Source organism: Streptomyces sp. NPDC058459, assembly GCF_042721685.1.
GTDB lineage: Bacteria > Actinomycetota > Actinomycetes > Streptomycetales > Streptomycetaceae > Streptomyces.
In genome coordinates, this window is the sequence record NZ_JBHXLV010000114.1 from 1 (window position 1) to 20,812 (window position 20,812).

A 20,812-nucleotide genomic window follows, 5' to 3' on the forward strand; every position below is an offset into this window, starting at 1 on the left:
CCTGCGGGCCGGCCGGACCCACCCCCTGCGCATCGCGCCGTTCTACGTCTACGTTCGGACAAGTAATCGGAAACGGCCGCCCCAACTGCCTTTGGAGCACCTACAGTTCCGTCCGCACCGGTCTTTTGAACACGTTCAGGAATCCGGTGCGGCAACGGGGACTTCACGGGGAGGACAGCTTCATGGGCACGTCGAAGAGCAGGGGAGTCAGAGTCGCGGTCATCAGCGGCGTGTGCGCGACGGTGCTCGGCGGGGCCGGGTACGGGATGTACAACATCGCCTCGGCGCTGAACACCACCGCGGCCGGCGGCGGCAAGGGCGTGCCGACCGGGCCGCCCAGCCGCGAGGAGGTCGAGCGGACCACCGGGGAGTTCTTCGCCGCCTGGGAGAAGAACCAGCCGAAGCGGGCCGGCGCCCTCACCAACTTCCCCGAGGCGGCCGAGGCGCTGCTGAGGGCGTACGGCTCGGACGCGCACATCACCGGCGTCCACGTCACCCCCGGCAAGCCGGACGGGGAGACGGTGCCGTTCCGGGTGCGGGCGACGGTGTCGTCCGGGAAGAAGTCCCGGCCGCTGGCGTACGCGAGCCGGCTGAGCGTGGTGTGCGGGGTCAACTCGCACCGGCCGCTGGTCGACTGGGACCCCACGCTGGTGCACCCGAAGCTGGGGAAGGGGGACTCGCTCACCGTCGAGGAGTCCGCCACCCCGCGGATCGACGCCGTGGACCGCGACGGCAAGGTGCTGACCAGGGAGAAGTACCCCTCCCTCGGTCCCGTACTCGACGAACTGCGCAAGCGCTACGGCGACAGGACGGGCGGGCGGGCCGGCGTCGAGCTGGTGGTCCGGCACACCGAGAGCGGCGCGGCGGACACCACGCTGCTGACCCTGGTCGAGGGCAGGCCGGGCAGGCTGCGCACCACGCTCAGCGCGAGGGCGCAGGCGGCGGCCGAGGCGGCGGTGACCGACTACACCAACTCCTCCGTGGCGGCCGTCGAGCCCAGCACGGGTGAGATCCTGGCCTTCGCCAACCACCGCGACGACGGCTTCAACGCGGCCTTCCTCGGTGAGCTGGCCCCCGGCTCCACCATGAAGATCATCAGCGCCGCGACCCTCATAGACTCCGGCCTGACCTCGGCGAGCGGCCCGGCGCCCTGTCCGCCCTCCGCCGTCTGGCAGAGCCAGACCTTCAGCAACCTCAAGGGCCTCGCGCCCGACGAGGACGCCACCCTCTCCGAGAGCTTCGCCCGCTCCTGCAACACGGCGTTCGTGAAGTTCGCCGACGAGGTGAAGCCGGACTCGCTGGCGACGGAGGCCGCCCAGCGGTTCGGGATCGGGCGGAACGACTGGAAGGTGGGCGTGCCCTCCTTCGACGGCCGGGTCCCCGCGGCGGACGGCCCCGACAGGGCGGCCGGGCTGATCGGGCAGGGCCAGGTCCAGCTGAGCCCGCTGAACATGGCGTCGGTGACCGCGACCGCTAAGACCGGGACGTTCCGGCAGCCGGTGATCGTGCCGCTGAGCCTGGACGGCCGTCAGGGCGCCACCGCGCGGGGGCTGGCGCCGGGTACGTCCCGGCAGTTGCGGGCGATGATGAACCGCACCGCGCGCAGCGGCACCGCGGCGGGCGTGATGGCAGGGCTCAGCGGCGACGTCGGCGCGAAGACCGGTTCGGCGGAGGTCGACGGGCAGTCACGGTCCAACAGCTGGTTCACCGGATACCGGGACGACATCGCTGCGGCCGCGATGACCGAGGACGGCGGACATGGCATCGACGCGGCCGGTCCTATTGTCGCAAGAGTGCTACGGAGTGCGGGCTGAGATCAGCCGAGTCCGCGGGGACTCTAGGCTGTCGGGGTGATGGGGGTGTGTGAGGGCAGCGGGGACCCTGGGGAGAGCGCGGAGGACTTGGGACTGTGGGCAAGAGAAGGCGTGCCGCGAGACGGCCGAAGACGAAGCCCGTCCTGCTCGGCGGCATGATCGCCCTCGTGGTGGCCGGCGCCGGATTCGGCCTCCACGCGCTGTACGGCGGGGCGTCCACGACGTCGGACCACAAGAGCGTGAAGAGCGGTCCGCCCAGCGCGCGGGAGGTGAAGTCGGTCACCAGGCGCTTCCTCACCGCCTGGCAGCAGGGCCGGATCGCCGAGGCGGCCCGCGCCACCGACGACGCCCCGGCCGCCACCGCCCTGCTCACCGGCTACGCCAAGGACGCCCGGCTGAAGGACGTCACCCTCACCGCGGGCACCGCCGCCGGTGCGAAGGTGCCCTTCTCCGTCAAGGCGACCGTCACGTACCAGAACGTCAGCAAGCCGCTGGCGTACGGCAGTTCACTCACCGTCGTACGCCGGGCGAGCGACGGCGTGGCCCTGGTCGGCTGGCGGGCCGGTGTGGTGCACCCGGAGCTGAAGGACGGCGACACGCTGGTCACCGGCGAGTCCGGGGCCCCGCCGGTCAAGGCACTGGACCGGACCGGCGCCGAGCTGACGACGGCCACGTATCCCTCGCTGGGCCCGGTGCTGGACGGGCTGCGGCAGAAGTACGGCAGGACGGCCGGCGGCAAGGCGGGCGCGGAGCTGCGCGTGGTGCGCGGCAAGGCGTCGGAGAAGGCAGGGCTGTCGGACAAGACGCTGGTGGAGCTGAGCGAGGGCATCCCGGGCACGGTGCGGACCACGCTGGACCCGAGGCTCCAGGCGAAGGCCGAGCAGCAGGTGGCGAAGCGTAAGCAGGCGTCGGTGGTGGCGCTGCGCGCCTCGACCGGTGAGGTCCTCGCGGTCGCCAACAGCGCCCACGGCTTCAACACCGGCTTCCAGGGCTCGCTGGCCCCCGGCTCCACCATGAAGGTGATCACGTCCTCGCTGCTGATCGAGAAGGGCCTCGCGGAGGCGGAGAAGAAGCACCCCTGCCCGAAGACGTTCGACTTCGGCGGCTGGAAGTTCCACAACGACGACGACTTCGAGATCAAGGGCGGCACCTTCAAGGCGAGTTTCGCCCGCTCCTGCAACACCGCCTTCATCAGCCAGGCGAAGAAGCTGAAGAACGACGACCTGACCAAGCAGGCCCAGCAGGTCTTCGGGCTCTCCATGGACAACTGGTCGGTCGGCGTGCCCACGCTGGACGGCGCGGTGCCGGTGCAGTCGGCGGCACAGATGGCGGCTTCCCTGATCGGGCAGGGCGGGGTGCGGATGAACCCGCTGAACATGGCCTCGGTGGCGGCGACGGTGAAGACCGGCACCTTCCACCAGCCGTACCTGGTCGCTCCCTCCGTGGACCACCGCACGGTGGCGAAGGCGTCCCGCACCATGTCGGCCAGGACGCTCGGCCAGCTCCGCGAGCTGATGCGGTTCACGGCCGTGTCCGGCACGGCGGCCGAGGCGATGTCCGGGCTCGGTCCGGACTTCGGCGCGAAGACCGGCTCGGCCGAGGTCGACAGCCAGAAGAAGCCCGACGGCTGGTTCACCGCCTACCGGGGTGACCTCGCCTCGGCCGGTGTGGTGCAGGCGGGCGGCCACGGCGGCGACACGGCCGGCCCGATCGTCGCCACCCTGCTGAAACTCGGCGCCTGATCGTGCCCCGCACGGGTCATCCCAGCACGCGTCAGCCCCGCACGGGTTCGGCCGTGTAGGTGCGCAGCAGGAACCGGGTCAGCGACTTCATGTCGAACTGGACCACGTCCACGCCCTCCGGCGAGTGGAACTCCAGCACCGCCTGGACGCGCCCGCACGGCCAGACCCGTACGTCCCCGCTCTCGGCGGGGGACCGCAGGCCGTCCTCCAGCAGGGCGCGGGCGAAGGTCCACTCGGCGGGGCCGGGCAGCCCGACCTGGACGGACAGGGGGTCGGCGTCGGGGTCGTAGCGAAGCACCACGCGTACGGCGTCGGGGTCGTCCTCCGCGTCCGTGACGATATGGGCGCGTGTGTACTGCTCGACTACGGACATCGAATCGCCCTCTCACGTTCGGTGACCCTCAGGAGGCTCACTCGGCCGCTATGTCTCTAATGTCGCATATTTTCCGATTTGCGCCTCAGGGGGAAGCGGAAGTGCGGCCGAGTGGAGCCGCCTCGCTCTTGCAAGGGATTCGCAACAACCAACTAAAATCGAAAGCGTGCATGTACCTGACGGATTCATAGACGCCCCCACTTCCGCGGTCGCCGGGGTGGTCGCCGCGGGCGCCCTCGCGGTGAGCCTGCGCGGCGCCCGCCGCGAACTGGACGAGCGCACCGCGCCGCTGGCCGGCCTGGTCGCCGCGTTCATCTTCGCCGTACAGATGCTCAACTTCCCCGTGGCCGCGGGAACAAGCGGTCATCTGCTGGGCGGTGCGCTGGCCGCGATACTCGTCGGCCCCTGTACGGCCGTGCTGTGCGTGTCGGTCGTGCTGCTCATGCAGGGCGTGCTGTTCGCGGACGGCGGGCTGACCGCGCTCGGTGTGAACATCACGGACATGGCGATCGTCACGACCGTGGTCGCGTACGCCGTCTTCAGGGGGCTGCTCGCGGTGCTGCCCCGTTCCCGGCGCTCGATCACCGCCGCCTCCTTCGTCGCCGCCCTGCTCTCCGTGCCGGCCGCCGCCGTCGTCTTCACGCTGATCTACGCGATCGGCGGCACCACGGACGTGTCCATAGTCAAGGTGGCCACCGCGATGATCGGCGTCCATGTGCTGATCGGCATCGGCGAAGCCGTGATCACCGCGCTCACCGTGGCCGCGGTCGTCGCGGTCCGCCCCGACCTCGTGTACGGCGCGCGCGGGCTGCGGCACAAGCTCCGGCTGCGGGTGAACGGCGAGCTGGTCGACGCCCCCGACGCCGCTCCGGCCCCGGCCGCCGCCCGCACCACCTCCCGGCGCACCCTGTGGATCACCGGCCTGGTGACCTCCTTGGTCCTCGCCGGATTCGTCAGCTTCTACGCCTCCGCCGACCCGGACGGCCTGGAGAAGGTCGCGCACGACAAGGGCATCGACAAGAGGGCCGAGCCGCACCACTCCTCGGACTCCCCGCTGGCCGACTACGGCGTGAAGGACGTGGCGAACGCCCGGCTCTCCGGCGGTCTCGCTGGCGTGATCGGCGTCGGCGTCACCGTCGTCGCGGGTACGGCGGTCTTCTGGGCGGTTCGCCGCCGTCACCACCACGACGCCTCTCCCACCAGCACGGGCATCTGACATGGGCGCGGGCCACGCCCATAAGCTGTACCGGCACGGCCACTCGGCTGTGCACCGGCTCCCCCCGCACACCAAGCTGACGGCCGTCTTCGCCTTCGTCGTGGTGGTGGTCTCCACCCCGCGCGAGGCGATGTGGGCGTTCGGCGTGTACGCGCTGCTGCTGGCCGGTGTCGCGTACCGGGCGCGGGTGCCCGCCGGGTTCCTGCTGAAGCGGCTGCTGGTCGAGGTGCCGTTCGTCGCGTTCGCGGTCCTCATGCCGTTCGTCGCGGAGGGCGAGCGGGTGCACGTCCTCGGGCTCTCGCTGAGCGTCAACGGCCTGTGGGGCGCGTGGAACGTGCTGGCCAAGGGCACCCTGGGCGTCGCCGCCTCGGTCCTGCTCGCCGCCACCACCGACCTGCGCGAACTGCTGCTCGGGCTCCAGCGGCTGAAGCTGCCGCCGCTGCTGGTGCAGATCGCCTCGTTCATGATCCGCTACGGCGACGTCATCAGCGACGAGATGCGCCGGATGCGGATCGCCCGCGAGTCACGCGGCTTCGAGGCGCGGGGGGTACGGCACTGGGGGGTGCTCGCCAAGTCGGCGGGCGCACTGTTCATCCGCTCCTACGAGCGGGGCGAGCGGGTGCATCTGGCCATGGTGAGCCGGGGCTACGCCGGGTCGATGCCGGTCATCGACGAGGTGACGGCCACCCGCGCCCAGTGGTCGTCCGCCCTGGCCCTGCCCTGCTCCGCCCTCGTCGTCTGTCTGCTGGGATGGTTCCTGTGAGTACCGCACCGCTGTCGCTGGAGGTCTCCGGCCTCGCCTTCGCCTACCCCGACGGCCACCAGGCCCTGTTCGGCGTCGACTTCACCGTCCCGCGCGGCGAACGGGTCGCGCTGCTCGGGCCGAACGGCGCGGGCAAGACCACGCTGGTGCTGCATCTGAACGGCATCCTGTCCGGCGGCACCGGCACGGTCACGGTCGCCGGGATGCCGGTCGGCAAGCGGCACATGGCCGAGATCCGGCGGAAGGTCGGCATCGTCTTCCAGGACCCCGACGACCAGTTGTTCATGCCGACCGTGCGGGAGGACGTGGCGTTCGGACCGGCGGCGGCCGGGCTGAAGGGGGCCGGGCTGGAGAAGCGGGTGCGGACCGCGCTGGAGCAGGTCGGCATGGCCGACTTCGCCGACCGGCCCCCGCACCATCTCTCCTTCGGGCAGCGGCGCCGGGTCGCGGTGGCGACCGTACTGGCGATGGAGCCGGAGATCCTCGTCCTCGACGAGCCCTCCTCCAACCTGGACCCCGCCTCCCGGCGCGAACTGGCCGACATCCTGCGCTCGTTGGACGTCACGGTCCTCATGGTCACGCACGACCTGCCCTACGCCCTCGAACTGTGCCCGCGCGCGCTGATCCTCAGCGACGGGGTGATCGCGGCCGACGGTCCCACGGGCAAGCTGCTCTCCGACGACGCGCTGATGCGGGCGCACCGGCTGGAGCTGCCGTTCGGTTTCGACCCGCGCACGGTGGCGCTGGACGCGTAGGAGTCCTGAGCCGAGGAATCCAAGGCGGTACGGCCGTGTTCACTCGTGAGTGCGGGCGAGGAAAGGGACACGGCGTGGATGTACGGGTGAACGGCACGGTGGCCAAGGGCTTCGAGCCGGTGGCGGAGGCGTTCGCGGCGAACTTCGCCCGGCTCGGGGAGCGGGGCGCGGCCGTCGCCGTGTACCGGGCCGGGCGTCGGGTCGTGGACCTGTGGGCGGGCACCCGGGACGTAGATGGTGGGGCCGGTGGCGCCGGTGGGGCCAGTGGCGCCGGTTCCGCGCCCTGGCAGCGCGGTACCGCGCAGGTCGTGCGCTCCGCGACCAAGGGCGTCGCCGCCACGGCGCTCCTGCTCCTGCACCAGCGGGGTCTGCTGGACCTGGACGCCCCGGTGGGCGCGTACTGGCCCGAGTTCAAGGCGGCGGGCAAGGAGCGCGTCCTCGTCCGCGATCTGCTCGCCCACCGGGCGGGCGTGCCGGTGCTGGACCGGCCCCTGACGCCCGCGGAGGCCGCCGACCCGGACCTGGGCGCGGCCGCCGTCGCCGCGCAGGCGCCGGTGTGGGAGCCGGGCACGGACCACGGGTACCACGCGCAGACGTACAGCTGGCTGACCGGCGAACTGGTGCGGCGTGTCAGCGGGCGGCCGGTGGGCGAGTTCATCGCGGCCGAGATCGCGGCGCCGGCCGGGGCGGACGTGTGGCTGGGGCTGCCCGCCGGGGAGCAGTACCGCGTGGGCCGGGTGGGCCGGGTGACGGAACCGGAGACGTCCGGCGCGCTGAGGGTACGGCCCAAGCGGGCCGTGGCCGACGCCTACGCCGCCCCCTCGTCCCTGACCCGCCGCGCCTTCGCCGCGATCACCCCGCTGCCGGACGAGAACGCGCCCGCGTACCGCGCCGCAGCCCTGCCCGCCTCCAACGGCATCGCCACGGCGGACGGGCTGGCCCGGGTGTACGCCTCGCTCATCGGTGAAGTGGACGGCGGTACGCGGCTGTTCACCCCCGAGACGATGGAGCTGGCCCGCGCTGAGGCGTCGGCGGGCCCGGACCGGGTGCTCGTGGTGGGCACCCGCTTCGGCGCCGGCTTCATGCTCCACGGCCCCGCGTCGCCCCTGCTCTCCCCCGCCTCCTTCGGCCACCCCGGCCGGGGAGGCGCCCTGGCCTTCGCCGACCCCGACTCCGGCATCGCCTTCGGCTACGTCACCAACGGCTTCCGCAGCGGTGTGACGGCGGACCCGAGGGCACAGGCGCTGGTGCGGGCGGTGCGGGAAGCCCTGAGCTGACGGCTAGACGTGGATCGGGTGCGAGACGCGCCCCGAGTCCGCGTCTATCTCCTCGTGGGCCTTGGCCAGCAGGTTCATGGCCAGTTCGTTCAGGGCGCGGGCGCCCGCGACCTCCTCGCCGACCCTCGGCTGGTTGGCGTCGACCCGGTGCCGGGTGGCGTGCCCGTGCGACCGTACCTCGCTGCCGTCCGGCAGCCGCACCAGTGCCACCGCGCGGGTGTGCTGGTCGTCCTCCTCGAATTCCAGCTCGATGTGCCAGCCCACGGAGTTGTGCATCATCCCGACCACCTCCGAAACCACCGTTTCCCTGCTTCCAGGGTGCGCTCGCCTCCGGGGAAGTTCACGTCGGACCGGTGGCGTCAGTCCGCCGGCTTCTCCCCGAAGCTGGCGAAGTAGGCCGCGGCCATGTCCTCGTCCCCGTGTCCCTGGGCCGCCGCGCGGGCGAAGCGGTCGGCGGTCGCTTCGGTCAGGTCGAGGCGGACGCCGCTCCGCTCGGCGGCGGCCGTGATCAGCCGGGCGTCCTTCTCGGCGGTGGTCACGGCGAAGGAGGCCGGGGTCAGCTCGCCGTCCAGGACCAGCGCGGACTTGGCCCGGAGGTAGCCCATGTCCAGCGGGCCGCCCTCGATCAGGCCGAAGAACGAGTGCGGGTCGACACCGAGGGCCTGGGCGAGGGCCAGCACCTCCCCGGTGGCCGCCGTGACCACGAGCACCCAGTTGTTGGCGACCAGCTTGAGCTTGCTGGCGCTGCCCTCGGCGCCGTCCTCGCCGGTCCACACGGTGCGGGAGCCGACCGCGTCGAGGACCGGCGCGAGCGCGGCCCGGCCCGCCTCGGGCCCGGCGGCCAGCACGGTGAGCTGTCCGTCCTCGGCGGGCTTGCGGGTGCCGAGGACGGGCGCGTCGTAGAACTCCAGCCCGTGTTCACGGGCGAACGCGGCGAGGCGGCCGGTGAGTTCGGCGCCGGCGGTGGTGCTCTGCAGCCACAGCGTGCCGGGCCGCAGCGCGGGCGCGGCCTCGCGCATCACGTCCAGCACGGTGTCCCCGTCGTACAGCATGGTCAGCACCACGTCCGCGCCCTCGACCGCCTCGGCGGCCGTGCCGGTGACGCGGACCCCGTCCTCCGCGAGCGGCTCGGCCTTGGCACGGGTGCGGTTCCAGGCGCGTACGGGCAGCCCGGCGGCGGCGAGGTTGCGGGCCATGGCGGCGCCCATGATGCCGGTGCCCAGCACGGCGACGATCGGCCGGTCGGTGACGGTCATAGGGCGACGCTCCTTCTCAGGGGTGCGGTCCTGTGCGGGGCGTCTTTCAAGCCCCTTCCCCCCATCCTGCCCGTGGCTCAGCGGGCGTGCTCGTCCTGGGTGAGGAACTCGATCAGTTCCCCGGCGGTCGGCTTGCGGTCTTCGAACTCGGCCGCGCCGAACATCCCCCCGCCGGCCATCTCGGCGACGGCGGGGTGCCGGGTCTCGACGTCGAAGAGGTACGACTCGACGAACGCCTCCCCCGCGTACTCGGGGACCGCGTCGGAGAGCAGCGGCCGCACCCGCGACCGGGCGCCGTCCGCGCCGACGAGGAGGCCGGCCGTGACGGTGGTGCCGTTCGCGAAGATCACCCCCGTCGTCCGCGACCAGTTGGCACGGCTTACCGAGGCGCCGGCGCAACACCGGGGCGGGACGCGCAGCTTGCTGACCGCTGCGGCGGACCTCTTCCAGTTGGCAGGCGAGGTGGCCTTCGACGCCGACCGGCATTCCGACGCCGTCTCCTCCTACGCACTCGCCGCCTCCCTCAGCAAGGACGCGAGCGCGTACGACCTGTGGGCCTGCGCCCTCGTCCGGCACGCCTATGTCGAGATGGCGGAGCACCGCTACATCCAGGCCGCCGAGATGCTCGGGGCCGCCGAAGCTCTGGCAGCACGGGGCGACGGTGCCCTGTCGACCCGCTACTAGGTGGCGTCCGTCCGGGCGGAGGCCCACGCCGGCCTCGGGGACCTGGACGCGTGCGAGCGGGCGCTGGACCGGGCGGAGGAGGTGCGGGGCCTGGGCGGGGAAGGCGACAACGGTGGCTGGCTAAGGTTCGACGGCTCACGCCTGGCCGAGGAGCGCGGGGCACGCTATGTGCGGCTGGGACGCCTGGACTTGGCGGAAAGCACACTGAAGAAGGCACTTGATCAGGGGCCTTTGCCTCAGGTCAGTCGTTCCGGCGGCGGGGCACCGTGCTGGCCGGTCTGGCGGCCGTCGGGGCGAAGCGCGGAGACCCCGAGCAGGTCGTCGCGTACGGCAGCCAGGCCGTCGAGCTGGCTCGCATCTCCGCCTCGGGATATGTCGCCCGTAGACTCCGTGATCTGTACGACGAGTTCGGCACCGTACACCGCCACTTCCCCGGTGAGCCCAGGCCCGGATACGTGGCCCCGTGGGACGAGGCCCCGCAGTGGGAGCGGGAGGCGGCGGGGGCGGTGGCCGCGCAGGTGCGTCAGTTCGTGAGCCTCAGCGACGGTGCCGCCGCGCGGCTGACCCGCGAGCAGAAGGGCCGGTTCGTCGCCATCTGCTGGACCGCCCAGATGTACCGGCACTTCACCGACCCCAAGCCCGCGTATGTGGCCGACTGGCCCCAACTCCCGCCCTGGCAGCAGGAGACGGACGCGGACATCTTCGAGGCGATCGAGAAGTCCGCCGGCTGACCCTCGGCTCACCCCGCGTGCAGCATCAGCCCGATCCCCACCACCAGCAGCCCCGCTGCCGCGATGCGCGGAGCGCCGAAGCGTTCCTTGAAGAAGAGGGCGCCGATGGCCGCGCCGACGATGATCGAGGACTCGCGGAGGGCGGCGACGGGGGCGAGGGGGGCGCGGGTCTGGGCCCAGAGGACAAGGGCGTAGGCGGCTACGGAGAGGACCGCGCCTAGGAGGCCGAGCTTGGCGTACGGCTTGAGCTGGCGGACCATGTCGCCGCGCACCCGGTAGTACATGTACGCGGGAATGAAGATCCCCTGGACGGCCATCAGCCAGGCGATGTAGCCGAGCGGGGTCTCCGCGTGCCGTACCCCGACGCCGTCGAGGACGGTGTACACGGCGATGGTGAGGCCGGTGGCGACGGCGGCGCCGATGGCCTTCCAGTCCGGCCGGCCGCCCCGCAGCCCCCACAGGCTCACCCCGGTCAGCCCGACGCAGGACACGGCGATCCCGGCCGCCGCCCAGCCGCCGGGCACCTCGTGCGCGAACAGCGCGGCCAGCACGGTCACGACCAGCGGCGCCGTACCGCGCGCGATCGGATAGGCCTGCCCGAAGTCCCCGAGCCGGAAGGAGGTCATGAGCAGCGCGTAGTACGCGACATGCACCCCGGCGGAGACCGCCAGGTACGGCCAGGCGGGTCCGGCCGGCCACGGCGCGAACAGTGCCGTCACCAGCCCGACGACCAGCCCGCCCCCGGCGATCAGGGTGAACCCGGTCAGCTTGTCGGTGATCCGGTGCGCGATGGCGTTCCACCCGGCGTGGGTGAACGCGGCCAGCAGGACAGCGGCGGTGACGAACGGCGTCACCGGTCAGGACCAGTCGTCGTCATGACCCGGCACGCTAATGGATCACTGTGTGGCCTGCACAAGGGGGTGATGCGGGCCGTCCGACCGTCATCACCCGAACGAACCAGGCCAGTTGCACGGAGTCACTGACCCGGAACGGGGAACACCCCTAGGCTGCGGAGCATGAATGGCACCGAGGGCGCTCGACTGTACCGGGAAGCCTGGATCGCCGGGGTCCGCCGTCACTTCCCCGGCGAGCCCGAGCCCGCGTTCATCACTCCGTGGAAGCACGTACCGCAGTGGCAGCGGGAGGTCTCCGGAATCGTCGCGGAGCGGATCAGGGGGCTGATGGAACTCAGCGAGGGCACCGCCGCCCGGCTCTCCCGCGAGCAGAAGGGCCGCTTCGTCGCCATCTGCTGGGCCACCGAGGTGAGCGACCAGCTCGACGAGCCCGACCCCGCCCAGATCGCCGAATGGCCCGACCTGCCTCACTGGCACCGGGAGACGGTGGCGGACGTGTTCGAGGCGCTGGAGAAGACGGCCTGACGGCGGCCGGCCGGTGAGGTGGTCACCCCGCCGGCCGGCCGCCGTCGATACCCGGCCGCCGTAGGTACCCGTCAGACGCTGAACAGTTCGCGGTCCCCGTCCGTGTCGGAGGCCGCGCGGAGGCCCTCGCCCTCGACGTCCACGTTGGGCAGCACGCGCTCCAGCCACGCCGGGAGCCACCAGGCGCGGCGGCCGAGGAGGGCCAGTACGGCCGGGACGATGGCCATGCGGACGATGAAGGCGTCGAAGAAGACCGCGATGGCCAGGCCGAAGCCGATCATCTTGATCATCGACTCGCTGGAGCCGATGAAGCCGGAGAAGACGGCGATCATGATGACGGCGGCGGCGGTGACGACCCGGGCGCTGTAGCGGAACCCGGTGACGATCGCCTGGCCAGGGTTCTCCCCGTGGACGTACGCCTCACGCATCCGGGTCACCAGGAACACCTCGTAGTCCATGGCGAGTCCGAAGACCACGCCGACCATGAAGATCGGCATCATCGACATGACCGGCCCGGTCTGCTCGACGTTCATCAGGCCGGACAGCCAGCCCCACTGGAACACCGCGACGACCGCGCCGAGGGCGGCCAGCACGCTGAGCAGGAAGCCGAGGGCCGCCTTCAGCGGGACCAGGATCGAGCGGAACACGACGATCAGGAGGAGGAAGGCGAGGCCGACGACCAGCGCGAGATACGGCAGCAGGGCGTCGTTCAGCTTCTGGGACACGTCGATGTTCATCGCCGTAGCGCCGGTGACCAGCAGCTTCGCGTCCGTGGCGGAGGCGATCGAGGCGCTCTTGTCCCGGATCGCGTGCACCAGGTCCTCGGTGGTGGCGGAGGACGGCTGGGACTTCGGTACGACGGTGATGATCGCGGTGTCGCCCGCCTTGTTGGGCGTCGGCGGGGTGACCGTGACGACGTCCTTCAGACCCCTGATCTCGTCGCCGACCTTGGCGAACGCGGCCTTCCTGTCACCGCTGCCCTTCGCGTCGACCACGACCATCAGCGGGCCGTTGAAGCCGGGGCCGAAGCCGTCGGAGAGCAGGTCGTAGGCACGGCGCTGGGTGGTGGAGACGGGCTGGGAGCCGTCGTCGGGCAGGCCCAGTTCGAGCGAGGCGGCCGGGACGGCGGCGGCGCCGAGTCCGACCACACCGAGCAGCAGCACGGCGACCGGGCGCCGGACCACGAAACTCGCCCAGCGGGTGCCCATGTTGGGACGGCCGGGCTTCTTCGCGGCGCGTCCCCCGCCGAGCAGCCTGCTCCTCTCGCCGGCCGGCTTGACCGCGCGGCCCGCGTACCCGAGCAGTGCCGGGATCATGGTGAGCGCGATCAGCACCGCGATGGCGACCGTGCCCGCGGCGGCCACGCCCATCTTGGTCAGCATCGGGATGTTGACGACGGAGAGCCCGACCAGCGCGATGACGACAGTGAGCCCCGCGAAGACCACCGCGGAGCCCGCCGTACCGACGGCCCGGCCCGCCGCCTCCTCGCGGTCGCGGCCCTCGGCCAGCTCGGCGCGGTAGCGGGAGACGATGAAGAGGGCGTAGTCGATGCCGACCGCGAGGCCGATCATCGTGGCCAGGGTGGAGGTGGTGGAGCCCAGGTCGAGCGCGTTGGCGAGCGCGGCGATCGTGGAGACGCCGATGCCGACGCCGACGATCGCGGTGAGCAGCGGCAGCCCGGCCGCGATGAGCGAGCCGAAGGTGATGACGAGGACGACGGCCGCGATGGCGATGCCGATGACCTCGCTGGACCCGGTCTCGGGCGCGGTGGTGAGCGCGTCGCCGCCGATCTCGACGCTCAGGCCCGCGTCCCGCGCGTGCCCGGCGCTCTCCTTGAGGGCGTCACGGGAGGAGTCCTCCAGCTCCATCCCGGAGACCTTGTACTTCACCGAGGCGTAGGCGATCGAGCCGTCCCGGCTGACCGCCTTGCCGGTGTACGGGTCGGTGACGGAGACGACCTCGGAGCCGGCGGACAGTTCCTTGACCGTCTTCCGCACGGCCGCCTTGTTGCCGGCGTCGGTCATCTTCTGGCCCTCGGGGGCCTTGAAGACGACGCGGGCGGTGGCACCGTCGGCGCTCATGCCGGGGAAGCGCTGTTCCAGCAGGTCGAAGGCGCGCTGCGCCTCGGTGCCGGGGACGGAGAAGGACGAGTTCCCGGCGGGCGGCGCGGAGGCGGCGCCCACCCCGGCGAGGGTGAGCAGCGCGACCCACAGCAGGGCGACGAAGTGCCGTCGCCTGAAGGCGAGTCGGCCGAGTCTGTACAGGTATGTGGCCACGAGGGCGTACTCCCGGTCAGGTCTGGTCGGGCATCTGGGCAGGTGGGGTCAGCCCGGCGACGACGGGGGTATACCTCCCGTGCCCTTGAGGCATGGGGGAGGTGACGTCAGGAGGTGGGCTTGCGGGGAGGGGGTCGGTCAGGCGGTGGGGACGCCGAGGGCGGGGAGAACCACGGCGTCGATGTAGGAGCTGAGGAAGTCCTGCGTGGGGGGCTGCTCGTCGATGAGCGCCCGGGTGGCGAACGCGCCGATCATCATGTGCACCACGAACGGCAGCGCCGGGTTGTCCGGGGCCACTTCGCCCCGGTCGACGGCACGGGTGAGCATGACGCGCAGCGCGGTCGTCTCGGGCTCGATGAGCTGTTCCCGGAAGGCCGCGAGCAGGTCGGGACTGCTGTGGACGGCCATGGCCAGGCCCCGCATCAGGGCGCTGTTCTGCTCCATGGCGCAGTCGTCCTCGTGGCGCACGATCGCGTGGAAGTCGCCGCGCAGCGAGCCGGTGTCCACGTCGGAGATCCGGGCGGGTTTGCTGTGCCGGATCGCGCGGGCGACCAGTTCGGCCTTGCCGCCCCACTGGCGGTAGAGCGTGGCCTTGCTGGAGCGGGTGCGGGCGGCGACGGCGTCCATGGTGAGGGCGTCGTAGCCGACCTCGCGGAGCAGGTCGAGGACCGCCTGGTACAGCTCGGCCGCCCGCTCGGGCGTGATCCTGCTGCGACGCGCGGTGGCGGCGTCGGTCATCCGCCTCACCTCTCCCGCTCCGGCTGACACGGCTCCCTTACGGGACTCCGTATGGGACTCCTTATGAGTCGAAGGTACCCCGGTCACCTACGAAACGAAACCGTTTCGTACCGTCCGGAGGCGTGTCCTGTGTCACGGCGTGCCGTCCCGCACGAGTTGCTGTGCCTCCCGCGCCGGAAAAGCATGGATAGGTGAGCTATCTGCGGCTTCCCCACATCAGTGAAGATCTGCTGTGCTTCGTGGCCGAGGACGATCTCTGGCTGGCGCCGCTCGACGAACCGGGCCGTCCCTGGCGGCTCACGGCGGACCGCACCAAGGCCGGCCACCCCCGTTTCTCGCCCGACGGCAGGCGGATCGCCTTCACGAGCTGGCGCAGCCTCGTCCCCGAGATCCACCTCGCCGACGTGGCCGGCGGCCCCGCGCGGCAGCTGACGTACTGGGGCAGCGCCGACACCCAGGTGTGCGGCTGGACGCCCCCGGACCAGCACGGGAACAGCGACATCCTGGCCGTCGCCTCGCACGGGCAGCCCTTCTCGTACTTCGCCTGGGCCCACAAGGTCGGCACGGACGGCGGTCCAGGCGGGCGCCTGCCCTGGGGTCCGGTCGGCGACATCCAGGTCGCGGACGTGGCCGGTGAGCACCGGACGCTGCTGCTCACCGGCACGCCTCCGCACGAACCGGCGTCCTGGAAGCGCTACCGGGGCGGCGCGACGGGCCGGCTGTGGCTCCAGGGGCGGCGGCTGCTGGAGGACATCGACGGCCAGCTGTCCTCCCCGATGTTCGCCGGCGGACGCATCGCCTTCCTCTCCGACCACGAGGGTGTCGGCAACCTCTACTCCGTCGCTCCCGACGGCACCGGCCTGCGCCGCCACACCGACCACGACGCCTTCTACGCACGGCACGCCGCGACCGACGGCGAGCGGATCGTCTACCAGTGCGCCGGCGACCTCTGGATCGTGGACGACCTCTCCCCCGCCGGCACCCCGCGCAGGCTCGACATCGACCTGGGCGGCTCGGCCCCCGGCCGCCGCCCCTACCAGGTGCCGGCCGCGCAGCACGTGGACGGCCTCTCCGTGGACGAGACCGGCCGGGCCAGCGCGGTCACCGTCCGGGGGAGCCTGTACTGGCTGACCCACCGCGACGGCCCGGCCCGCACCATCGCCGACACCCCCGGCGTCCGGGTGCGGCTGCCGGAGATGCTGGGCTCGACCGGGCAGCTCGCCTACGTCACCGACGCCGAGGGCGACGACGCGATCGCCGTCGCCCGGCTCCCCCGCGCCACCGGCGGCCGCGAGCCCCGGCTGCTCGGCGAGGGCCGGCTCGGCCGGGTGCTGGAGCTGGTCTCCGACGCGGAGGGCGAACGGCTGGCGGTCGCCTCGCACGACGGTCGCCTGCTGCTGATCGATGTCGCCGAGGACGAGGAGGAGGGGGAAGGGGAGGAGGGGAGGCAATCCGGCACCGTCACCGAGCTGGTCCGCTCCGACAACGGCCCCGTCCGCGACCTCGCCTTCTCCCCGGACGGCGCCTGGCTCACCTGGTCCCACCCCGGCATCGGCCGCTCCCTGCGCGAGATCAAGCTGGCCCGGATCAAGGACCGCATGGTCGTGGACGTCACCAACGGCCGCTTCGAGGACGAGAACCCGGTCTTCACCAGCGACGGCCGCTATCTCGCCTTCCTCTCCTGGCGCGGCTTCGACCCGGTGTACGACGTGCACACCGGCGACCTGTCCTTCCCGCTCGGCTGCCGCCCCTACCTGGTCCCGCTGAACTCGGCCACGCCCTCCCCGTTCGCGCTCAACCCCGAGGGCCGTCCGGCAGCCGGCGGGCTCGATCCGCTGGAGGCGGGGTCCGGCGAGGGCGGCACGGTGACCGTGGAGGTGGAGGGGCTGGAGAACCGGGTCACGCCGTTCCCGGTGATGTCCTCCAAGTACTCGGCGCTGCGTCCGGTGGCGGGCGGCGGGCTGGTCTGGCTGCGCTGGCCCATCTCCGGCGCGCTGGGCGAGACCTTCGTGAACCCGGCCGACATCAGCGGCCGGCCCACGCTGGAGCACTTCGACCTCAGCAAGGCGAAGAAGTCCGAACTGGTCGGCCATCTCGACTGGTTCGAGGTGAGCGGCGACGGTACGCGGCTGGTCGTCGTGGACGAGGGCGACCTGCGCGCGGTGCCCGCCGGCGAGCCCGGCGACAGCGACAGCACGGTCTGGATGGACCTGCGCCGCATCCTGCACGAGGTGGACCCGGCCGCCGAGTGGCGGGGCGCCTACGCCGAGGGCGGCCGGATCATCCGGGACTACTTCTGGGACCCCGGCATGTGCGGGATCGACTGGCGGGCGATCCTGGAGCAGTACCGGCCGCTGGTCGAACGGGTCACCTCACCCGACGAGTTCGCCGACCTGATGCGTGAGGTCCTCGGCGAACTGGGCACGTCGCACGCCTACGTCACCCCGGCCCGGCGCAACGAGGGCCCACCGCACTACCAGCGCCGTCAGGGCCTGCTGGGCGCCAACTTCGTCTGCCGGGACGGGGCCTGGCTGGTCGCCCGCATCCTGGACGGCGACTCCTCCGACTCCCGCGCCCGCTCCCCGCTGGCCGGCACGGGCATCCGCGAGGGCTGCGTACTGACCCATGTGAACGGCCGCCCGGTGGACCCGGTGACCGGGCCGTACCCGCTGCTGGCGGGCTCCGGCGGCACCACCGTCGACCTCACCTTCACCCCGCCGCCGGGCGAACCGGGCCCCGCCCGCCGGGTCGCCGTGGTCCCGCTGACCGACGAGCGGCCGCTGCGCTACCAGGACTGGGTGGCCAAACGGCGCGAGGTGGTCAGGGAGTTGAGCGGCGGCCGGTGCGGCTATCTGCACATCCCCGACCTGGGCGGCTCCGGGTGGGCGCAGTTTAACCGCGATCTGCGCCTGGAGGTGTCCCGGCCGGCGCTGATCGTGGACGTACGGGGCAACGCGGGCGGGCACATCAGCGAGCTGGTGATAGAGAAGCTGACCCGGACCATCCTCGGCTGGGACCTGACCCGCGACGCGGAGGCGGTGTCGTACGCCTCCAACGCGCCGCGCGGGCCGGTCGTGGCGCTCGCGGACGAGGCGACCTCCTCCGACGGCGACATGATCACCGCGGCGTTCAAACTGCTCGGGCTCGGCCCGGTGGTCGGGCAGCGCACCTGGGGCGGGGTCGTCGGCATCACCGGCCGGCACCGGCTGGGGGACGGCACGGTCATCACGGTGCCGATGAACGCGGCCTGGTTCGACGAGTACGGCTGGTCGGTGGAGAACAAGGGCGTCACCCCCGACCTGGAGGCGCTGCGCACCCCGCTGGACTGGGCCGAGGGCCGCTTCGCCCAGCTCGACGACGCGGTGGGGCTCGCGCTGGACATGCTGGGGACGGCCCCGGCCGCGGTGCCGCCCGACTACAGCGACGTACCGGACCGCTCGCGGCCCAAGCTGCCGCCGCGCGGAGAGGGGTGAGGCCGGCGGGACGCGCACCACGCATACTCCTGGCATACTCCTGGCCACTTACAACGTACAGCGCGAGGGGGGCCTTGCGGCAAGGTCCCCCTCATGCCGCAGAATCGCTCGGCGAGCCCAGAACCTGCGGAAATGAGTGATCCACTACATGTGTGCGCTGCTGTCCGAGCGTGAGTCCACACCCGAGTCCCGCGCGTTCGAGCTGCCGGGCCGCCTCGCCGCCAAGGCCGACCCGGCACTGATCGCCGCCGACGAGCGGCACTTCGCGGACATCGCCGCGAGCCTGGAGCGGACCGTCGCCGAGCTGTCCGGGACCCTGGACGCGCTCCGCCGGACGCCAGGCGGTGCGGGCCGGGAGGCCCTGGAGCGTGACCTGGAGATCCACCGGCTGACCGCCCGGCTGCGTGCCCTGCGCCGCTTCGGGCTCGACCTGTGCCTGGGCCGCATCGTGCACGCCGACGACGCCGACGACGCGGAAAGCACGGCGCCGGTCTACATCGGCCGGCTCGGCCTCACCGACGGCACCGGCCGCCGGCTGCTGATCGACTGGCGCTCCCCCGCCGCTGAACCCTTCTTCGCCGCGACCCACGCCCACCCGATGGGCCTGGCGAGCCGCCGCCGCTACCGCTGGACACGCGGCCGGATCAGCGACTACTGGGACGAGGTGTTCACCGCCGACGGCCTGGAGAACCGCGCCGCGCTGGACGACCAGTCCGCGTTCATCGCCACCCTGGGCGCGAACCGCTCGGAGCGGATGCGGGACGTGCTGGCCACCATCCAGGCCGACCAGGACGCGATCATCCGGGCCTCCTCGCGCGGCGCCCTCGTGGTCGACGGCGGCCCCGGCACCGGCAAGACCGTCGTCGCCCTGCACCGCTCCGCCTACCTGCTGCACTCCGACCCGCGCCTCGGGCACCGCCGGGGCGGTGTGCTGTTCGTCGGCCCGCACCAGCCGTACCTGAACTACGTCGCCGACGTGCTGCCGAGCCTGGGCGAGGAGGGGGTGCGCACCTGCACCGTGCGGGACCTGGTCGCGGAGGGCGCCGGGGCGGGCGTCGAGACCGGCCCGGAGGTGGCCCGGCTGAAGTCCTCGGTTGCGCTGGTGAAGGGGATCGAGAAGGCGGTGCGCTTCTACGAGGCCCCGCCCACCGAGCCCCTGACGGTCTCCACCCCCTGGGGCGAGCTGCGCCTGACCGCCGCCGACTGGGCCGAGGCGTTCGAGGCCGCGGAGACGGGCGTACCGCACAACGACGCCCGCGACCTGATCTGGGAGGCCCTGGTCACGATCCTCTTCGACCAGCTCGGCCGGCTCGGCAAGGAGATCCCGGTCACGCTGTTCCGCCGGGCCCTGGCGGCCGACGGCGAGCTGACCGGCACCCTCCGGCGCGCCTGGCCCCTGCTGGAGGCGGCCGACCTGGTCGGTGACCTGTGGACGGTCCCGGCCTACCTGCGGCTGTGCGCCCCCTGGCTCACCCCCGACGAGGTGCGTCTGCTGCGCCGCGCCGACCCTGAGGCGTGGACGGTGTCCGACCTGCCGCTGCTGGACGCGGCCCGGCAGCGGCTCGGCGACCCCGAGACCTCCCGGAAGAAGCGCCGCCAGGCCGCCACGGTGGCCGCCGAGCGGGAGCGCATGTCCGCCGTCATCGACAGCGTGATCGCGGCCGACCCCGACGGCGAGGGCGCGGTGACGATGCTGCACGGGCAGGACCTCAGGGACAGCCTGGTCGACGAGGACGCGCTGCCCGCCATCGAGGCGGACGCGCTCGCCGGGCCGTTCGCGCACATCGTGGTGGACGAGGCGCAGGAACTGACCGACGCCGAGTGGCAGATGCTGCTGCTGCGCTGCCCGTCCCGGAGCTTCACGGTCGTGGGCGACCGCGCCCAGGCCCGGCACGGCTTCACCGAGTCGTGGCGGGAGCGGCTCGCGCGGGCCGGCCTCGGCCGGGTGGAGGTGGCCTCGCTGAGCGTCAACTACCGCACCCCGGAAGAGGTGATGGCGGTGGCCGAGCCGGTGATCCGCGCCGCCCTCCCGGACGCCAACGTGCCGGCGTCCGTGCGGGCGAGCGGCGTTCCGGTCACCTACGGCCCGGTGTCGGACCTGGATGCCGTGCTGCGCGACTGGCTCGCCGGGAACGCCGAGGGGACCGCCTGTGTCATCGGCGATCCCGCGTTCGAGGAGCGTCCCCGCGTCCGGTCGCTGACGCCGGAGCTGGCGAAGGGGCTGGAGTTCGATCTGGTCGTGCTGGTGGACCCGGACGCCTTCGGTGAGGGCGTCGGGGGCGCGGTCGACCGCTATGTGGCGATGACCCGTGCGACGCGGCGGCTGGTGGTGCTG

At 72.4% G+C, this 20,812-nt stretch carries 16 protein-coding genes and 2 pseudogenes; 11 read left to right on the forward strand and 7 right to left on the reverse strand.

All coding sequences use genetic code 11. The features are described from left to right. The first annotated feature begins 182 nt into the window (after nt 1-182). Both ACFWN1_RS20755 and ACFWN1_RS20760 read left to right on the forward strand, forming a co-directional pair. Complete coding sequence (locus tag ACFWN1_RS20755) at nt 183-1,814, forward strand: penicillin-binding transpeptidase domain-containing protein (RefSeq protein ID WP_384363935.1); 1,632 nt, start codon at nt 183-185, stop codon at nt 1,812-1,814. A gap of 95 nt (nt 1,815-1,909) precedes the next feature. Then, nucleotides 1,910-3,556, forward strand: a complete 1,647-nt coding sequence (locus ACFWN1_RS20760; RefSeq protein WP_384363937.1) for a penicillin-binding transpeptidase domain-containing protein — start codon at nt 1,910-1,912, stop codon at nt 3,554-3,556. 31 nt (nt 3,557-3,587) lie between these two features. Here the strand turns inward: ACFWN1_RS20760 and ACFWN1_RS20765 are convergent, their stop codons facing one another. Continuing rightward, complete coding sequence (locus ACFWN1_RS20765; RefSeq protein ID WP_384363939.1) at nt 3,588-3,929, reverse strand: SsgA family sporulation/cell division regulator; 342 nt, start codon at nt 3,927-3,929, stop codon at nt 3,588-3,590. A 166-nt stretch (nt 3,930-4,095) separates the two neighbouring features. On the opposite strand from ACFWN1_RS20765, the gene ACFWN1_RS20770 reads away from it, so the two are divergent. The 4 genes from ACFWN1_RS20770 (at nt 4,096) to ACFWN1_RS20785 (ending at nt 7,940) form a co-directional block, all read left to right on the forward strand. Next, on the forward strand, nt 4,096-5,145 hold the full coding sequence (locus ACFWN1_RS20770; protein WP_384363941.1) for an energy-coupling factor ABC transporter permease: 1,050 nt from the start codon (nt 4,096-4,098) through the stop codon (nt 5,143-5,145). 1 nt (nt 5,146) lies between these two features. Further along, complete coding sequence (cbiQ, locus tag ACFWN1_RS20775) at nt 5,147-5,908, forward strand: cobalt ECF transporter T component CbiQ (RefSeq protein ID WP_384363943.1); 762 nt, start codon at nt 5,147-5,149, stop codon at nt 5,906-5,908. Continuing rightward, entirely contained in the window at nt 5,896-6,663 is a 768-nt protein-coding gene (locus ACFWN1_RS20780; protein ID WP_384363945.1) for an energy-coupling factor ABC transporter ATP-binding protein, read from the forward strand. The genes cbiQ and ACFWN1_RS20780 overlap by 13 nt, the downstream gene beginning before the upstream one ends. Nucleotides 6,664-6,737: 74 nt before the next feature. Then, complete coding sequence (locus tag ACFWN1_RS20785; RefSeq protein WP_384363947.1) at nt 6,738-7,940, forward strand: serine hydrolase domain-containing protein; 1,203 nt, start codon at nt 6,738-6,740, stop codon at nt 7,938-7,940. Nucleotides 7,941-7,943: 3 nt separating this feature from the next. Here ACFWN1_RS20785 and ACFWN1_RS20790 read toward each other — a convergent pair whose 3' ends face one another. From ACFWN1_RS20790 to ACFWN1_RS20800, 3 genes and pseudogenes are all read right to left on the reverse strand, one after another. Then, nucleotides 7,944-8,219 carry a DUF1876 domain-containing protein gene (locus ACFWN1_RS20790; protein WP_384363949.1) on the reverse strand — a complete coding sequence of 92 codons (276 nt, stop codon included), beginning with the start codon at nt 8,217-8,219 and terminating at the stop codon, nt 7,944-7,946. Between the two features lie 80 nt (nt 8,220-8,299). Beyond that, nucleotides 8,300-9,196 carry an NAD(P)-dependent oxidoreductase gene (locus ACFWN1_RS20795; protein WP_384363951.1) on the reverse strand — a complete coding sequence of 299 codons (897 nt, stop codon included), beginning with the start codon at nt 9,194-9,196 and terminating at the stop codon, nt 8,300-8,302. A gap of 164 nt (nt 9,197-9,360) precedes the next feature. Continuing rightward, nucleotides 9,361-9,546: pseudogene (locus tag ACFWN1_RS20800) on the reverse strand (FAD-dependent monooxygenase); the annotation flags it as partial. On the opposite strand from ACFWN1_RS20800, the pseudogene ACFWN1_RS20805 reads away from it, so the two are divergent. Together ACFWN1_RS20805 and ACFWN1_RS20810 are read left to right on the forward strand one after the other, a co-directional pair. Further along, nucleotides 9,542-10,299: pseudogene (locus tag ACFWN1_RS20805) on the forward strand (transcriptional regulator); the annotation flags it as partial. The pseudogenes ACFWN1_RS20800 and ACFWN1_RS20805 sit on opposite strands and share 5 nt — an antisense overlap. Next, nucleotides 10,276-10,611 (forward strand): hypothetical protein, encoded by a 336-nt coding sequence (locus ACFWN1_RS20810; RefSeq protein WP_384363963.1) that lies wholly within the window; start codon nt 10,276-10,278, stop codon nt 10,609-10,611. The pseudogene ACFWN1_RS20805 and the gene ACFWN1_RS20810, both read left to right, overlap by 24 nt. Before the next feature lie 8 nt (nt 10,612-10,619). On the opposite strand, the gene ACFWN1_RS20815 is transcribed toward ACFWN1_RS20810, so the two are convergent. Next, complete coding sequence (locus ACFWN1_RS20815; RefSeq protein WP_384363953.1) at nt 10,620-11,465, reverse strand: EamA family transporter; 846 nt, start codon at nt 11,463-11,465, stop codon at nt 10,620-10,622. 162 nt (nt 11,466-11,627) lie between these two features. On the opposite strand from ACFWN1_RS20815, the gene ACFWN1_RS20820 reads away from it, so the two are divergent. After that, complete coding sequence (locus ACFWN1_RS20820; RefSeq protein ID WP_384363955.1) at nt 11,628-11,990, forward strand: hypothetical protein; 363 nt, start codon at nt 11,628-11,630, stop codon at nt 11,988-11,990. A gap of 71 nt (nt 11,991-12,061) precedes the next feature. Here the strand turns inward: ACFWN1_RS20820 and ACFWN1_RS20825 are convergent, their stop codons facing one another. Both ACFWN1_RS20825 and ACFWN1_RS20830 read right to left on the reverse strand, forming a co-directional pair. Further along, nucleotides 12,062-14,266, reverse strand: a complete 2,205-nt coding sequence (locus ACFWN1_RS20825; protein WP_384363957.1) for an MMPL family transporter — start codon at nt 14,264-14,266, stop codon at nt 12,062-12,064. A 138-nt stretch (nt 14,267-14,404) separates the two neighbouring features. After that, nucleotides 14,405-15,004: a TetR/AcrR family transcriptional regulator gene (locus ACFWN1_RS20830; RefSeq protein ID WP_384363959.1), complete on the reverse strand. Its 600-nt coding sequence runs from the start codon at nt 15,002-15,004 to the stop codon at nt 14,405-14,407. 191 nt (nt 15,005-15,195) lie between these two features. Between ACFWN1_RS20830 and ACFWN1_RS20835 the strand changes: the two genes are divergently transcribed. Both ACFWN1_RS20835 and helR read left to right on the forward strand, forming a co-directional pair. Then, nucleotides 15,196-18,477, forward strand: a complete 3,282-nt coding sequence (locus tag ACFWN1_RS20835; RefSeq protein WP_384363961.1) for a S41 family peptidase — start codon at nt 15,196-15,198, stop codon at nt 18,475-18,477. A gap of 148 nt (nt 18,478-18,625) precedes the next feature. Next, nucleotides 18,626-20,812, forward strand: a 2,187-nt coding sequence (gene helR, locus ACFWN1_RS20840; protein ID WP_384363965.1) for an RNA polymerase recycling motor ATPase HelR, incomplete at its 3' end; no start/stop codon positions are given.

What these genes read in the sequence shown, in the direction of transcription:
- ACFWN1_RS20755 (WP_384363935.1), top strand. Translation starts at nt 183, where the DNA reads ATGGGCACGTCGAAGAGCAGGGGAGTCAGAGTCGCGGTCATCAGCGGC.
- ACFWN1_RS20765 (WP_384363939.1), bottom strand. Translation starts at nt 3,929, where the DNA reads ATGTCCGTAGTCGAGCAGTACACACGCGCCCATATCGTCACGGACGCG.
- cbiQ (WP_384363943.1), top strand. Translation starts at nt 5,147, where the DNA reads ATGGGCGCGGGCCACGCCCATAAGCTGTACCGGCACGGCCACTCGGCT.
- ACFWN1_RS20780 (WP_384363945.1), top strand. Translation starts at nt 5,896, where the DNA reads ATGGTTCCTGTGAGTACCGCACCGCTGTCGCTGGAGGTCTCCGGCCTC.
- ACFWN1_RS20790 (WP_384363949.1), bottom strand. Translation starts at nt 8,219, where the DNA reads ATGATGCACAACTCCGTGGGCTGGCACATCGAGCTGGAATTCGAGGAG.
- ACFWN1_RS20795 (WP_384363951.1), bottom strand. Translation starts at nt 9,196, where the DNA reads ATGACCGTCACCGACCGGCCGATCGTCGCCGTGCTGGGCACCGGCATC.
- ACFWN1_RS20820 (WP_384363955.1), top strand. Translation starts at nt 11,628, where the DNA reads ATGAATGGCACCGAGGGCGCTCGACTGTACCGGGAAGCCTGGATCGCC.
- ACFWN1_RS20830 (WP_384363959.1), bottom strand. Translation starts at nt 15,004, where the DNA reads ATGACCGACGCCGCCACCGCGCGTCGCAGCAGGATCACGCCCGAGCGG.